Source organism: Paenibacillus sp. MMO-58 (assembly GCF_037146255.1).
Classification (GTDB): Bacteria; Bacillota; Bacilli; order Paenibacillales; family Paenibacillaceae; genus Pristimantibacillus.
Genome location: NZ_JBBCVY010000010.1, coordinates 1 through 12,572 on the forward strand (window position 1 = coordinate 1; position 12,572 = coordinate 12,572).

Genomic DNA, 12,572 nt, shown 5'->3' on the forward strand with positions numbered 1-12,572 from the left:
CAGTTACTCGAAAACAAAAGTTGAGCAGCAAATAAGCCCCTGAGAGGGTCTTACCTGCCACGTTAACTGGTGACCGGAACGGGATAAGACCCTGCCGGGGTCTTATCCCCCTGCGCGCAAGCCAAAAGTTACTCAAAAACAACGGATGCGCAGCAAATAAGCCCCTGAGAGGGTCTTACCTGCCACGTTAACTGGTGACCGGAACGGGATAAGACCCTGCCGGGGTCTTATCCCCCCGCGAGCAAGCCAAAAGTTACTCAAAAACAACGGATGCGCAGCAAATAAGCCCCTGAGAGGGTCTTACCTGCCACGTTAACTGGTGATCGGTACGAGTTAAGACCCTCACAGGGTCTTATCCCACATGCACTACAACAAAAGGCACCGCCTGCGCGACGAGGCGCGGGCGGTGCCAAAAAGAAGGAGGCGCTTTATGGGAGCAGCGGGCAAATTTGCGGACCATGACCGCGATGCCGTTATCGTATCCGCGGTACGTACCGCGGTGGGCAAGGCGAAGAAGGGAAGTCTTGCGGAGACGAGGGCAGAGGACCTTGGACGGGCCGTGTTGACCGCGGCGGTTGGCCGAGTACCGGGGCTTGATGCGGTCGACGTCGAGGATGTCATTATCGGCTGTGCCATGCCGGAGGGCGAGCAAGGGCTGAATATGGCGCGAATTATTTCGCTCTATTCGGGCTTCCCGGTTACAACGCCGGCCGTAACGATTAACCGGTTCTGCGCATCGGGTCTGCAGGCGATCGCCTACGCGGCTGAACGCATACGGCTCGGCGATGCCGACATCCTTGTCGCAGGCGGCGTGGAAAGCATGAGTCATGTGCCGATGACCGGCTTTAAGCTGGCTCCGCATCCGGGCATCGTGGATGCCATGCCGGAGGTGTATATGGGCATGGGACACACCGCCGAGGAAGTGGCACGCCGCTACAACGTTACCCGCGCGGCGCAGGATGCGTTTGCCGCGTCCAGCCATCGCAAAGCGGCAGCTGCGATTCAGGAAGGCCGCTTCAAAGAGGAGATCGTGCCAGTGACGGCAACGAGGTCCGATGTGAATGAGTACGGCCGGCCGGTTGAACGTACCTTCACCTTCGATACCGATGAAGGCGTGCGCCCGGATACAACGCCGGAGACGCTTGCGCCGCTGAAGCCGTCTTTTGCGAGGGAAGGTACGGTTACGGCCGGCAACTCCTCGCAGATGAGCGACGGCGCAGCTGCGGTTGTTGTGATGAGCCGCGCCAGGGCGAGGGAGCTTGGGCTGACGCCTCTTGCGGCATTCCGCACCTATCGGGTTGCGGGAGTAGCGCCGGAGGTGATGGGCATCGGCCCTATCGAGGCTATTCCAAAAGCGCTTAAAGCCGCTAACCTGACGGTTAACGACATTGATATTTTTGAGCTGAATGAGGCCTTTGCCGCCCAATGCGTGCCGATTATCGAGCAGCTTGGCATCGATCCTGAACGAGTGAACGTTAACGGCGGGGCGATTGCGCTTGGTCATCCGCTTGGCTGTACGGGGACAAAGCTGTCGGTATCGCTTATTCACGAGCTGAAGAGACGCGGTGGAGGAATCGGGGTTGTCACGATGTGTGTCGGCGGAGGGATGGGAGCCGCAGGCGTGTTTGAGGTATACGCGTAGCATAGCGCGCAAGTGGAGGAAGCAGGAAGGCGAGAGGGAAAGGGGACGTAAAGCATGGGGGAAAACATTCGGTTTGGCGGTCGTTTTGTAATCGAGGATGCTCTGCCGTCCGCTACGGTTACGCCGGAGGACTTCAACGAAGAGCAGAAGATGATGGCGGATGCGGCGCAGCAGTTTGTGGAGGGAGAGATTTTTCCGCTGGATGAGCAGATTGAGGGGCTGGACTATGAGCTGACGGTAAAGCTGATGCGCCAGGCAGGCGAGCTTGGCCTTCTTGGAGCGGATGTACCCGAAGCCTATGGCGGTCTGGGGCTCGATAAAGTAAGCACAACCCTGCTGTCGGAGACGCTTGCCCGCGCCTCCTCTTTCGCGCTGTCCGTTGGCGCGCATACGGGGATCGGCACGCTGCCGATCGTTTTTTTCGGCACAGCCTCACAGAAGCGCAAATACTTACCGAAGCTCGCCACAGGTGAGCTAATCGCCGCCTATTGCTTAACGGAACCGGCCTCCGGATCGGATGCCTTAGGCGCGAAAACAACGGCAAAGCTGTCACCTGACGGCAGCCACTATATTCTGAACGGCTCCAAGCTGTACATCACCAATGCTGGGTTTGCGGATGTGTTTATCGTGTACGCGAAGGTGGACGGGGAAGCGTTCAGCGCGTTTATCGTGGAAAAAGGGATGCCCGGCTTCAGCCTTGGGCCCGAGGAGCACAAGATGGGCATTAAGGGCTCGTCGACGCGACCTTTATTTTTCGAGGATGTCGCGGTGCCGGTGGAGAACGTGCTTGGCGAGATCGGCCAAGGGCATAAAATCGCGTTTAATATCCTGAACATCGGGCGGTTCAAGCTGGGAGCGGGTTGTCTTGGCGGGTCCAAAGAAACGATCGAGCTAGCTTCCAAATACGCCAACACGCGCAAGCAGTTCGGCCGTGCCATCTCCTCTTACCCGCTCATTGGCGCCAAGCTGGCGGATATGAATATCCGAACATACGTGCTGGAATCGATGGTATACCGGACCGCGGGATGGATCGATGCCATGCTGAGCGCGGAGGGTGCCGGAGCGGATGCGCCGGATGCCGGAATGCGGGCGGCAAAAGCGATCAGCGAGTACGCGCTGGAATGCTCGATTAATAAGGTGTTTGCGTCGGAGACGCTGGATTTTGTCGCGGACGAGGGCGTCCAGATTCACGGCGGCTACGGCTATATCAAGGAATACAAGGTGGAGCGCATTTACCGGGATTCGCGGATTAACCGGATTTTCGAAGGGACCAACGAGATTAACCGGATGCTCATTCCGGGAACCTTGCTGAAAAAAGCGATGAAAGGCGAGCTTCCGCTGCTCGAAAAAGCGCAGGCCCTGCAGGCAGAGCTGCTGCACCCGATGCCGGTTCCGCCGTTTGATGAGCCGCTCAGTCGTGAGGTGTACCGCGTATCGCAGGGTAAAAAAGCTTTTCTTGCCGTCGGCGGGCTTGCCGTGCAAAAGCTTGGGTTAAAGCTCGACCAGGAGCAGGAGGTGCTCTGCGCGCTGTCGGATATTATGATTCAGCTGTTCGCGGCGGAAAGCGCGCTGCTCCGGACGCAAAAGCTTGTGCAAAGCGGTGCGGATGCCGGGAACGCGATTCAAATGACGGAAGTGTTCGTACAGGAGGCGCTGGAGAAGATCGAATCCATTGCGAAGGTTGCTCTGGCGGCGTTAGCGAAGGGAGATGCCCTGCAAATGCAGCTGTCGGTCTTGAAGAAGCTGATGCGTGGTCCGCTGGTCGATACGATTGCGGCCAAGCGGGATATTGCCGCAAGGGTCATTAGCGGGGAGCAATATATTGTGTAGGAGGGGGAACGCCATATGGATAAGGCAGATCCGGAAAACCCGCTTGTACCCGAGGATCGGCAAAAGCCGCCCAATTCCGCACCTGACGAACCGCCACTATCGCCACGGCAGGAGGAAGCCGCAGCCCCGCAGCTCATAGAAGCTGAGCCTCCGTCCGCGGAGGCCGAGTCGAGCGAAGAAGCTGTCGCAGTCGATGCCGCAACGACAGAGCCAATCGCAGAAGCGGCTGCGTCGGCTGAGGCCGGGCCGAGCGAAGAAGTTGTCGCAGCCGATGCCGCCCCGGCGGCAGAAACATCCGCAGAAGCGGAAGCGCCGGAGGCTGCGCCAGCGGCGGAGCCAGCTCCGTCCGCCGAAGCCGCCCCAGGCGATGAGCCGGCTCCCGAGGAAGCCGTTGCCTCCGCGGCATCGGAGGAGCCTGCGGCTCCGGCGGCGATTCCCAAGCCGTGGCTGCGGCACTATCCGCTGGAGATCCCGGCTTCCCTGGATTACCCGAATCATGGCATTCCGCAGTTCCTCGTTAATGCCGTGGAGAAATTCCCGGCGAATGAAGCCGTTCATTTTCTGGGCAAATCGCTCACTTACCGCGAGCTGTACGACCATACCTGCCGCTTGGCAAACGGTCTGATCTCGCTTGGCGTTAACCGCGGCGACCGAGTGGCGATTATGCTGCCGAACTGTCCGCAGGCCGTAATCTCTTACTATGCCGCTCTCATGATTGGCGCCGTTGTGGTTCAGACCAATCCGCTCTATGTGGAGCGGGAGCTGGAGCATCAGCTGAAGGACAGCGGGGCGACAACGATCGTCACCGTCGACCTGTTCTATGAGCGCCTTGCCAAGGTGCGCGGCGAATTTCCCGAGGCGGGGGCGGTTCCCCAGCTCAAGAACGCCGTCATTACGTCGCTGAAGGACGGACTTCCTTTTCCGAAAAATCTCCTCTACCCGCTCAAACAGCGCAAAGAAGGCTTCAAAGCGGATATTCCGTACGGCCGTCACGGTGTTGTTTCTTATAAGAAGCTTCTGTCCTCCAGCTCTAATCTTCCCGTCCTAACCGACATCCACGGCAGCGATCTAGCCCAGCTTCAATATACCGGAGGTACGACCGGAACACCGAAAGGGGTGATGCTGACCCACCGGAACCTTGTGGCCAATACGATGCAGACTTCAGCCTGGTGCTACAGGGTGAAGGATGGCTACGAAAGATTTCTAGCGGCGCTGCCGTTATTTCACGTATTCGGTTTAACCGTGTTAATGAATTTCTCCATTATGCGCGCTGGTTCTCTGGTGCTTCTGCCGCGTTTTGAGACCGAGACCGTGCTTGATACCATCAGCCGGCAGCAGCCAACGCTGTTCCCGGGTGCGCCAACGATGTATGTGGCTTTGATTAATCATAAGAATGCAGCCAGCACCGATCTTTCCTCGATCGAGGCCTGTATCAGCGGATCTGCGGCGCTGCCGCTTGAGGTGCAGGAGCAGTTCGAGAAAATGACCGGCGGCAAGCTGATCGAAGGCTATGGCCTCACGGAAGCTTCACCGGTGACGCATGCCAATCTGATCTGGGGCAAACGCAAAATCGGCACGATCGGCATGCCTTTTCCCGATACGATAGCCGCGATCTTCAGTCCGGAAGGCAAGCCGCTTCCCGTTCGCGAGGTTGGCGAGCTTGTCATCCGCGGTCCGCAGGTGATGAAGGGATATTGGAACAATCCGGAGGAGAGCGAAATCGTGCTGAGGGACGGCTGGCTGCATACCGGCGATCTTGGCTACATGGACGAAGACGGCTTTTTTACGATTGTAGACCGGATTAAGGATGTCATCATTGCGGGCGGCTTCAATATTTATCCGCGAGAGGTCGAGGAGGTGCTGTATGAGCATCCGGCCGTCATGGAGGCCTCCGTCCTTGGGGTGAAGGATCCGTACCGCGGCGAGACGGTGAAGGCTTTTGTTGTACTGAAAAAGGGCTCCTACGTATCGGCGGCCCAGCTCGACGTCTGGTGCAGGCAGCGGCTTGCCGCGTTTAAGGTGCCGCATCTGTACGAATTCCGGGAATCCCTTCCGAAGACGATGATCGGCAAGGTACTAAGGCGCAAGCTGATGGAGGAGCTGGAGAAGGAGCAACAATAAACGCAAAGAGGCGGTGATGCGCGTGGCGGAGGATTTTGCCGCGGAGCAGGCGGATATTGAGAGGCATTTGGCGAAGCTGGAGGAGCTTGCCAGCGGGACTTTTTGGAGCGAGCTTGGCTGCGAGGTTGTCTTTGCCCATGCGGAAAAAGCGGCGATCCAGCTGCGCGCGGAGCAGCGCCATTTGAACCTGATTGGCATCGTGCATGGCGGGGTATTGATGTCTATGCTGGATAATGCAATGGGTCTGGTCGTCATGATCGCATGCCGGGAAAAGACGGTAACCGCAGGCCTGAACACGCATTTTCTGGAGAGCGCGAAGAGCGGCAATCTGGTGTGCGAAGCCGAGATCATGCACCGGATTGGACGGACGATTACCCTGCAGGCAACGGTGAAGGATGAGGAAGATAGATTGATCGCTTGGGGAAGCGGAACCTATCGGATTGTGTCGCGATAACGAATATTTAGTCAATTTGGCCGAGTTGCTGACGGACAATTGGTTCGATATAATATATCCTATATATGGAAGAAAAAAATATAGGCAAATAAACTGAAACCAAATCAGCTTTCGGCCGATAAATATAAGAAGAGAGGAGGCGGGAGCATGGTCGATGGATGGATTACCGCGGTCGTTTTGATATTTGGGATAGCAGTTGCACTAATTGGCGTTTTTGCCTATTTACGAATGTTTAACAGAAACGAGACGCATCATTCATCCATGGACGTTCCGCCTCCGATAATTCCCCCGAAAGCCGCTCCGCCAAAGGACGAAGAGCCTCCGGCGAAGCCGCCTCGGGAGAACGAAGGCACGGGTTAGATTAACATTTGTTTATTTTACAATCCTGCCTGAAATGTTATAATAGTAAGAAAAATGCAAACATTGTGACTCATTGACCATGGAGTTGCCTGCACTGAAATGGGGGGTAATTTGCGGCGTAAATTCCGCATCCGTTCTCGGATTTGTTGTTTAGGACGACCATCCAACGTATAGGGGAGGAGATTTCATGGCGAAGCATAGCCAGAATGAGGTCAAGGAAAGCCTGAAGGAACTCACGAGAATTTTTCAACCGAAGGATCCGCGCAAGTTCGTAAAGGACTATATCCGGAAGTATAGGATAACGGGCGGATACGAGGATGAATTAACAATTTTAGTGGAAGACGAGATGGGTAAGATCAACTCCTCGGTCAGTTGAGCACATACGAAATGGCTTTGCATCTGTGTGATACAGGTGCAAAGCCTTTTTTGTGCTGCGGATGCAAGAAGGGACTGGATGTAATTCTTTTGTAAGATTTTCATAATGCTTTTGCAAGAGCATCGTTCTTGGATGGTTAGCATTGTCCGGTAAGCTAGGTCTTGTAAGCAAGCCAGGACGAAATGACGGTTCAAGGAGAGATGACGATGAGCAAAAGAGTATGGGGCGTGCTCGTAATTGGCGGGATGCTTGTGCTCAGCGCTTGCAATTCCGATAACGGCAACAAAATGAATGATAAGCCGGCATCGGAAATGAACGACAGCATGCAAAGCGATGCGCCGATGAGTGACGATAAGACAATGAACGATGAGAAGATGATGAATGACAGCATGCAAAGCGTAGCGCCGATGAACGACGATAAAATGATGAATGATGGAATGAAGGAAGACACAAAGTAGAGGGCTCTTCAATCCCTTTCCTTGCGGCAAGGGATTGTTCCCGTCTGAGGGATAAGATTCGTAACGGGATTAAAGCGGCAGTATAATAGATGTAAATGAGGACATCACGAACGGAGGGCGGAGGATGGGCGCCTGTATTGTTGTTGCGGATGATGAACGGAATATTACCGATGTATGCCGCAGGTATCTGGAGCGGGAAGGCAATACGGTATGGGTGGCGGAAAACGGGGAAGAGGCGATCCGCTTATGGAAAGAACATCGGCCGGATTTGCTCGTTTTAGATCTTATGATGCCCAAGATTGATGGGCTGGAGGTATGCGATACCATTCGGCAAACCGACGATACGCCGATTATTATGCTGACGGCGCGCGGCGAGGAGCCGGACCGGCTGCTCGGACTGACCATGGGCGCTGACGATTATATGACCAAGCCGTTCAGCCCAAGGGAGCTTGTGCTGCGGGTGAACAATATTTTGCGAAGAATGGGCTGGAAGAATGATTTTGCCGCAAGAGGACGGGAAGGCACGGCGGAAGGCGGTCACTCTCTTGACGGTAACGAGGCGGATAAGCCTATTCATTTCGAAGGGCTGTCGATCTTTCCGCAGGAGAGAAGAGTGACCGTGCAGCAGACCAATATCGAGCTGACCGCCAAGGAGTTCGATCTGCTGCAATTGCTGGCGACTTACCCGGGCAAAGTTTTCTCGCGCAGTCAGCTGCTTAATCAGGTATGGGATATTGCCTTCGATGGCGATACGACCACGGTGACGGTTCATGTGCGGCGGCTGCGGGAGAAAATCGAACCGAATCCTTCTGATCCAACTTGGATCAAGACGGTATGGGGGATTGGCTACAAGCTCGACGGCAAGGGGAATACGACATGAAACTCCGATCTTATCTGCTGCTAGCCAATACGATTAGTATCGCGTTTATTATCGTTTTGCTGCTTGTATTCTTTCAGTATATGCTCGTCACGCGAGAGCAGTTGATCTGGCTCGGACTTGCTACCGTTGTAGCCGGCATTGTATCGGCCGTCTTGTTCTTCCTGCTTATTCGTCCTCTTGAGGCATCGGTCCGCCGGGTTGGTGAAGGGGCTGGACGGATTGCCGCAGGCGAGCTTGAGGCCAGAGTGGATCGAACGGGCTTGGCCGAATTCCGGCTGCTTGCCGATCAGTTCAATCAGATGGGGACGAGTCTCGAACAAAGCTTTCGCCAGGTAAAAGCGGCGGAATCAGCCCAGCGGGAGCTTGTCGCGAACATGGCGCATGATCTGCGGACGCCGCTTGCTTCGATGCAGTCTTATGCGGAAGCGCTGGAGGATGGGGTTATCGAGGATGATGCGACGTATCGCCGTTACTTGGCCACCATCCGCTCCGAGACGGTAAGGCTTAGCGAGCTCATCCAGGATTTATTCGAGCTGTCTACACTGGACAGAAGGACGGACGACCAGGTAGAGAAGGTTCCGGCGGTGCTGGAGGATGTGCTCCTGGAGCTCCACCCGAGATTTTCGATTGGGCTGGATGCCAAGGAACTCCAACTTCGCGTAAGGCTGCCGGAGCGGTCGTTGCGGATTCATATGCTGGCAAGGCATCTCCAGCGGATTCTTCAGAATCTGATCGAAAACGCTATTCGTTACTCCCCTCATAACGGCATGATCGTAATTGCGGCGGAGGAGCTGGCGGATGGCGTAATCCGGGTATCCGTTGCGGATGAAGGTGCCGGCATCGCGGAGGCTGAACGGGAGCGCATCTTCGAACGGTTCTACCGGACGGACCGTTCCCGAAGCCGCGAGGGCGGCGGAGCGGGGATCGGGTTATCGATTGCCAAGCTTCTGGTCGAGCAATACGGAGGCCGGATCGGGGTGGAGCAGGCGGAAGGACAAGGCAGCCGGTTTTGGTTTACCGTTAACGAAGCGCAAGGAAACCAATAAGCAGAGGAGGAAGGCAAGTGGGCGAGTTGTTGAAACGTCTGCGCAAAGGCTTCGGCCGTAAGCTTGCAATTCTGCATGCCTGGAACGGCTGGATTGTGGTTGTGCTGGCATTGTCCGGGATCATGCTGGTGATGAATTACTGGCGCGGCGTGCTTGGAGAAGGAAGGGTGTGGCTTAAGGAGCTGCACATTATCGTTGGCTTGCTGTCCCTCGTTCCGGTTGTGTTCTATCTCTTGCTCGCCGCCAAGCACTGGAAGCAGCTGAGAGGGAAAGGTTGGCAGAAGTTTAATGTCTTTGTCGTGCTTGGTCTGCTTGTCGGATGGTTCATCTCGGGCGTGCTCCTCTGGCAGTTCCGCTCCGTGGGGCCGTGGTGGTCGAACCATGCGCTCACGGTTCACGACCTCTTAACCTGGGTTGGTCTTCCCTATATTATTTATCATTCCATTACGCGGACCAAATGGCTCAAGGAGCCGAACCGTCGGACGGTACGTACGGAACGTGAACAGAAAGCGGTGGACGTACCGATTCATCCCGCGGCAAGTCCGCAGTCGTACTTGTCCAGGCGGTCTTTTGTCAAATGGGCGGTTGGCGGCGGAATCGCCGTCGCGATTGGGCCGTCTTTTCTGAAATGGACCGTTAATACGCTTGGCGTCAGTATCGGCAGTCCTTCTTACGAGGAGATTGTGACGAGGGATGGCAATCAGCTTGTTCCCTTGCCGCAGCCCATGCCTGCATCCGCGCCTCCGCTCGGCGGTGGAGCGAAAGGCGATTTCCGGATCTATTCGGTCACGCCGATTCCGACCTTTTCGAATGAGACCTGGTCCTTCACCATAGACGGATTAGTTGATAAGCCGATGACGTGGAACTGGGAGCAATTCGTGAAGCTGACGCGCAAGGTTCAGGTGAGCGATTTTCACTGCGTGACGGGCTGGTCCGTGTACAAGAATACGTGGGAGGGCATTCCGCTCAAGCAGTTCCTTGAGGCAGCGGGAGTACAAGCGAACGCAAAGAGCGTGAAGTTTTACTCGGGCGACGGTGTTTACACCGATGCGCTCACCCTCGAGCAGGCGCAAATGGACGACATTATGGTCGCGATGCTGCATGACGGCAATCTAATCCCAAGCGATCTCGGCGGACCTGTCCGGCTGATCGTGCCCAAGATGTACGCGTACAAATCGGTAAAATGGCTGAACCGGATCGAGCTGATTGACAAGGATCATATCGGCTATTGGGAAGAGCGCGGTTACGATATTGATGCTTGGGTGTAAAATAGTCGCTTTCCTCAGGAACAAACAACGTGCCGAGACAGGTTCCTACCCAATACACTGTTAACCATATACAGATCATAGATCAGTGATATGAGTGGAGGGATAGGGGCTTTGCCAAGAGCAAAAAGGCTTACCATTGAGCAGCGGGTCAGCAGGCTGGAGAGACCGATAACGGCAAGCAGGATTGCGCCTCGAGCAATAACGGCTGCCAAGCTGGCGCGAAATGCAGTAACTCCAGGCAAACTATCTTCAGATGTTATTCCCGCTTTGATTGCCGACCCGAGTTTTAATCGGTCGATTGCCTCTGCCTTGCCTGATGTGCTCGCAACGCCTGCTTTTGACAGGGTGATCCGTACGGTGCTGCCGCAAGTGATCGAGCATCCCGTATTCGATAACGCGGTCCGTTCCGTACTGCCGGGGCTTGTGTCAAGTCCGGCTTTCGTACAGGCGATACAGGCCGCGAATCTCGTAGGAGCCGAGGTATCGGCATCCCCGGATGTTACCGGTTTACAAAGAGAAGCGATACAGCGGGATGTGCAAGGAGCGCAAGGAGTCCAGGGCGCACAAGGTGCCCAAGGTGCCCAAGGTGCCCAAGGTGCCCAAGGTGCGCAAGGAGCTCAAGGTGCCCAAGGCGTGCAAGGTGTTCAGGGGCCGGTTGGGGCGCAAGGAGTGGCTGGGGCAGAGGGGCCGCAGGGAGCCCCGGGCGTATCCGGACCTTTAAGCATGACAGCTATCCGCTTCTCCGGCAGCCGCGAACAGATCGATCTGGTGAACAACCAGGCCACGGTAGAGCTGGTCTTAACGCCGATCGTTCTACTGGCTGACCAGCTCGTGAAGCTGGAGGCTTTTGCGAATGCGAACTTTACGGGAGTGCAAAGCTATTCGGTTAACGGCGTTCTCTCCAGAAACCCGGCAGACGTTATTGCTGCCGATAACGAGGCGATAACGCAGCAGGGAAATCAGGCGGATTTCTCCCAAGTATCCGCGACTAGCGCTCTCACCTGGGTAGACAGTCCGGGCCCGGGGACGTATACGTATTCTTTTACCGTAACGGCTTCTGCCTCCTCCCAGCAACAGGCTGCCGGGGGCTCGATCAATACCCGGGGCTTAACGGCTACGGTTATTAACACAATGACGAACGGGACTTTTTAAATAGTAAAAGGCCGGAATTCCTCGAAGGAATCCCGGCTTTTTTTGCGTGCGCGCAGCTCCTCAGAGTGCCGCTTTATTAAAACCTTTTACAATCAGCCAGACAGCCAGGATCATTTCATTTGCCGCTACCGGCAGGGAGAGGAGGCCGCCCCAGACTGACAGCTGAGAGAATACGCCAAACATTTCGAACAGCGAGGCGCTAAACACGAGTACGGCGCCGGTCATGCCAAGGATCGGAATGAAGCGGGGGACAAGCCCGGATTTGTAGAAAATGTAACTGTACAGCATCGTATTAATGCCGAGTAAAAAGTTAGGGCCAAGCATGAAGGTCCAGTCATGTACCGCCAGGAACAACGTTCCGGCAGCTTCATAGGATGCGGAATCGGGAGCGCCAGCGGAGACATATTGCCGGCTTAAGGTGACGAGGGACAGCATGCCAACTATGCCAACCGTGATAACGACGGCCTCGAGCAGGCGGAAGCACACATGCCCGAGGGCTATGCTTTCGTTATATTTTTTCAGAAAAGGATACATGGTAACCGCTGTGCCAACGGCAGAAGCAACAAGGATCAGCTCCATTAGCGCACCGAGGATGATCTGGCCTGCGTGCTCGGAGCCGTTCGTCAGGTAATTCGCGTGGTTAAGGATAGGGCCGTAGAACAGAAGACCCAATACGGATGATACGGCTGCTAGTATAAACAGGGTGCCGGTTACTTTGGGGGTTTTGGTAATGGAAACCATACGGTTGCCTCCTCATATTTATTGGCTTGTATCATCCCCGTAGAAGAAGATCTCTTCGATTGGCAGTCCAAAAGCGTGGGAGATCCGGAAGGCTAACTCGAGGGACGGGGAGTAGTTGCCTTTTTCCAATGCGACTATCGTTTGTCTCGTTACGCCGACCTTGTCAGCCAATTGCTGCTGTGTCATCTCGTTATGATTAAACCGTAATTTGCGGATGTGGTTGCCGACAAGATTTTTAGCCATG

Annotated in this window: 13 protein-coding genes; 11 read left to right on the forward strand and 2 right to left on the reverse strand. The window is 55.5% G+C overall.

Going from position 1 to position 12,572, the window contains the following annotated elements:
* The first annotated feature begins 430 nt into the window (after positions 1–430).
* The 11 genes from WFJ73_RS24825 (at position 431) to WFJ73_RS24875 (ending at position 11,587) form a co-directional block, all read left to right on the forward strand.
* Entirely contained in the window at positions 431–1,642 is a 1,212-nt protein-coding gene (locus WFJ73_RS24825) for an acetyl-CoA C-acyltransferase (RefSeq protein ID WP_336775635.1), read from the forward strand.
* 54 nt (positions 1,643–1,696) lie between these two features.
* A complete protein-coding gene (locus tag WFJ73_RS24830; protein ID WP_336775636.1) occupies positions 1,697–3,472 on the forward strand; it encodes an acyl-CoA dehydrogenase family protein in 1,776 nt (591 codons plus the stop codon).
* A gap of 15 nt (positions 3,473–3,487) precedes the next feature.
* On the forward strand, positions 3,488–5,593 hold the full coding sequence (locus WFJ73_RS24835) for a long-chain-fatty-acid--CoA ligase (RefSeq protein WP_336775637.1): 2,106 nt from the start codon (positions 3,488–3,490) through the stop codon (positions 5,591–5,593).
* A 22-nt stretch (positions 5,594–5,615) separates the two neighbouring features.
* Positions 5,616–6,047, forward strand: a complete 432-nt coding sequence (locus tag WFJ73_RS24840) for a PaaI family thioesterase (RefSeq protein WP_336775638.1) — start codon at positions 5,616–5,618, stop codon at positions 6,045–6,047.
* 147 nt (positions 6,048–6,194) lie between these two features.
* Positions 6,195–6,407 (forward strand): hypothetical protein, encoded by a 213-nt coding sequence (locus WFJ73_RS24845; protein ID WP_336775639.1) that lies wholly within the window; start codon positions 6,195–6,197, stop codon positions 6,405–6,407.
* A gap of 187 nt (positions 6,408–6,594) precedes the next feature.
* Positions 6,595–6,783 carry a hypothetical protein gene (locus WFJ73_RS24850; RefSeq protein ID WP_012772497.1) on the forward strand — a complete coding sequence of 63 codons (189 nt, stop codon included), beginning with the start codon at positions 6,595–6,597 and terminating at the stop codon, positions 6,781–6,783.
* Positions 6,784–6,989: 206 nt separating this feature from the next.
* Positions 6,990–7,241, forward strand: a complete 252-nt coding sequence (locus tag WFJ73_RS24855) for a hypothetical protein (RefSeq protein ID WP_336775640.1) — start codon at positions 6,990–6,992, stop codon at positions 7,239–7,241.
* A gap of 124 nt (positions 7,242–7,365) precedes the next feature.
* On the forward strand, positions 7,366–8,121 hold the full coding sequence (locus WFJ73_RS24860; RefSeq protein WP_336775641.1) for a response regulator transcription factor: 756 nt from the start codon (positions 7,366–7,368) through the stop codon (positions 8,119–8,121).
* Positions 8,118–9,167, forward strand: coding sequence for a sensor histidine kinase (locus WFJ73_RS24865; protein WP_336775642.1), 1,050 nt, complete (start codon positions 8,118–8,120; stop codon positions 9,165–9,167). The genes WFJ73_RS24860 and WFJ73_RS24865 overlap by 4 nt, the downstream gene beginning before the upstream one ends.
* Positions 9,168–9,184: 17 nt before the next feature.
* Complete coding sequence (locus WFJ73_RS24870) at positions 9,185–10,435, forward strand: molybdopterin-dependent oxidoreductase (RefSeq protein ID WP_336775643.1); 1,251 nt, start codon at positions 9,185–9,187, stop codon at positions 10,433–10,435.
* A 111-nt stretch (positions 10,436–10,546) separates the two neighbouring features.
* Positions 10,547–11,587, forward strand: a complete 1,041-nt coding sequence (locus WFJ73_RS24875; protein ID WP_336775644.1) for a hypothetical protein — start codon at positions 10,547–10,549, stop codon at positions 11,585–11,587.
* A gap of 60 nt (positions 11,588–11,647) precedes the next feature.
* Here WFJ73_RS24875 and WFJ73_RS24880 read toward each other — a convergent pair whose 3' ends face one another.
* Both WFJ73_RS24880 and WFJ73_RS24885 read right to left on the reverse strand, forming a co-directional pair.
* Positions 11,648–12,328 carry a DUF4386 domain-containing protein gene (locus tag WFJ73_RS24880; protein ID WP_336775645.1) on the reverse strand — a complete coding sequence of 227 codons (681 nt, stop codon included), beginning with the start codon at positions 12,326–12,328 and terminating at the stop codon, positions 11,648–11,650.
* Between the two features lie 18 nt (positions 12,329–12,346).
* The gene (locus WFJ73_RS24885) at positions 12,347–12,571 is read right to left on the reverse strand and encodes a helix-turn-helix transcriptional regulator (RefSeq protein ID WP_336775646.1); all 225 of its coding nucleotides are present in this window, start codon (positions 12,569–12,571) and stop codon (positions 12,347–12,349) included.
* Position 12,572: the final 1 nt, after the last annotated feature.